The sequence below is a fragment of the Mesorhizobium sp. M7A.F.Ca.CA.004.12.1.1 genome (assembly GCF_003997835.1).
Classification (GTDB): domain Bacteria; phylum Pseudomonadota; class Alphaproteobacteria; order Rhizobiales; family Rhizobiaceae; genus Mesorhizobium.
The window spans coordinates 1-2,154 of record NZ_RZRK01000949.1 but is presented as its reverse complement, the minus strand read 5'-3'; the positions used below and the strand labels follow the sequence as shown (position 1 = coordinate 2,154).

Here is a 2,154-nt window from a genome sequence, read left to right as displayed (position 1 = left end):
ATCCACATCTCGTCGTTGGTTTTGAGAGGAATTGATTAACCAACTTTGTCCATATTTTGAAGCAATCGGCAACCAACTACAGACGCGGCAAACGCGTCGGGGACCACCTGGGATCACTCACAGAATGGTCGTCGCGGCTCTCAAGGCCGCGTACGGGGAAACCGGTTGAAGCGAGATTGGTTGCATGGCGTTGTTGAGTACACACAAAAAAAACCGGGGACAGCGTGAGGGCGGCGAGTTCGTCGATGCTCCGCGTTCCTCTTCCTTCAACGCTGGCCGGGTGGCCCGCTGGGTCGCGCTGCCTTGCGTCAGCACCGCCATCGGCCTTTGGTTGATCGGCACCATGGCCGGCCTCAGTTCCGTCGGCGCCTCGCTGTCGGCGACTTCGGTTGGCCTGCCCCAGACGCTGTCCATGCCGGGATCGCTCGCACTTACCGATCCGCTGAAACAGCACTTCTTGAAAGCACCCTTCGTGCTGGCCAATGCCAATGGCGGCACTCAGGCTCTGCATGATCATTCGGTGCAGTGCGGCGCCAGCTGTTTCAAGCTGGCCAGGGTAAGCTCGCAGGCGGAAAAATCCGAACGCCTTGTAGCGCAGGCAAAGCCGATGCCTGCCCTTGCGAAGTCGAAGGCGCAGGAGCGCTTCGAACGCATGGAAGCGTCGCTTTCGCCGATGAAGCTGGCCGCTGCCTTTGCCGACGCCGGAAAACCTGCCGCCACTGCCAACACGCGCCCGGTGATCTCCACCGTCGCACCGCGAATTGCCGAGGCGTCGCTAGTGCCGTCCGTCCAGGTCACGGCCAGCCTGTCCGATAACATGCCAGTTCCGGCAGCCGAACGTTTCGCCCGGCTGGATACCGGTTCGGTGGTCGTGCAGATCGCACCGCAGCCGATGGGCTTTGCCCAATCCGATACGCCAGACAATTCGCAGTTGGCCCTTGCCCTCGTGCGGTCGCTGCCGGTCGACGCCGAGGCGTTTGCCTCACCGCTGCCGATCGAGGAATCGTCAGCCGATATCGCGGTTTCGCCCGTCGAAACCCAGCAGGATCAACCCGGCGATGCCGCCTCGCTGCCGGACGCGCTGACCGACGACGTGCCGTTGCCGACCCGCCGCCCGCAATTCGACCCGCCGCAGCCCAAAATCGTGCAGCAGCAGCCTAAGCCGGTCCAGCAGCCCAAATCTGTTCAGCAGCCCAAGCCCGCCCAGCAATCGAAGCCGGCGCGTGAGACGGTCCAGCAGGCCCAGCCGGCAAAACCGGCGCGGCAAGGCCGGCCGGCCGATGGCGGCGATGTGCTGGCCTACGCCAAGCCGGACACGCCTTCGGGCGGCCTTGGCAAGGCGTTCAGGAACCTGTTCAACTCGCCGGGATCCAGAAGCGGCGCCGGCAATGGCGTCGCCGTCTACGATATCAGCGCCGCCACCGTCTACATGCCTGACGGCTCAAGGCTCGAGGCGCATTCTGGCATCGGCGCGATGACGGACCAGCCGCGCTATGCCGACCAGAAGAACCGCGGACCGACACCGCCCAACACCTACAATCTGTCGCTGCGCGAGTCGCGCTTTCATGGTGTGGAGGCCTTGCGCCTGACGCCGGTCGATGGCCGCAACAAGTACAATCGCGACGGGTTTCTGGCCCATACGTATCTGCTTCGGGGCCGCTACGCCCAGTCGAGCGGCTGCGTCGCCTTCAAGGATTATGCGCGTTTCCTCGCCGCCTTCAAGAAGGGCAAGATCAAACGCCTCGTCGTGGTGCCGCGCCTGAACGGGTCGGCTACGCAGGTCGCATCAGCCGCCAGGGGCGTGTAGCGACAAGAGGCTTTCGGGCGTACCTTCCCGCCTGCTCCTGACAGCCTGCTGTCAGGAGCAGCGCTGTCCGGCACGCCTCTCCCCACCGCGCTCTTTCCATTTTGGCCAGGAAATCCCATATTCGGGACATGGCCAAATCTCCCGACAAAAAAACGCCGCCGACGGCGAATGACGACCGCGCCGCGCCGAAGCGGCGCAGTCCGCTGACCGATTTCCTCGACGCTTCGGAGCCGCTGCACAGAGGCGGCTTCGCCGAGATGCCGCAGCCGGAGCTCTCTGGCACGCCGCTGACCGGTTCGATCGCGGACTGGGCCGAGCAGATCGAGCAGGAGGCCGAGAAGGAAGGG

At 64.2% G+C, this 2,154-nt stretch carries 2 protein-coding genes; both read left to right on the top strand.

Annotated elements, in window-relative coordinates; all coding sequences use genetic code 11:
- Positions 1-184: 184 nt before the first annotated feature.
- Positions 185-1,807 (top strand): DUF2778 domain-containing protein, encoded by a 1,623-nt coding sequence (locus tag EN984_RS32115; protein WP_127269381.1) that lies wholly within the window; start codon positions 185-187, stop codon positions 1,805-1,807.
- Between the two features lie 128 nt (positions 1,808-1,935).
- On the top strand, positions 1,936-2,154 hold a 219-nt coding region (locus tag EN984_RS32110; protein WP_164765809.1), incomplete at its 3' end, for a hypothetical protein.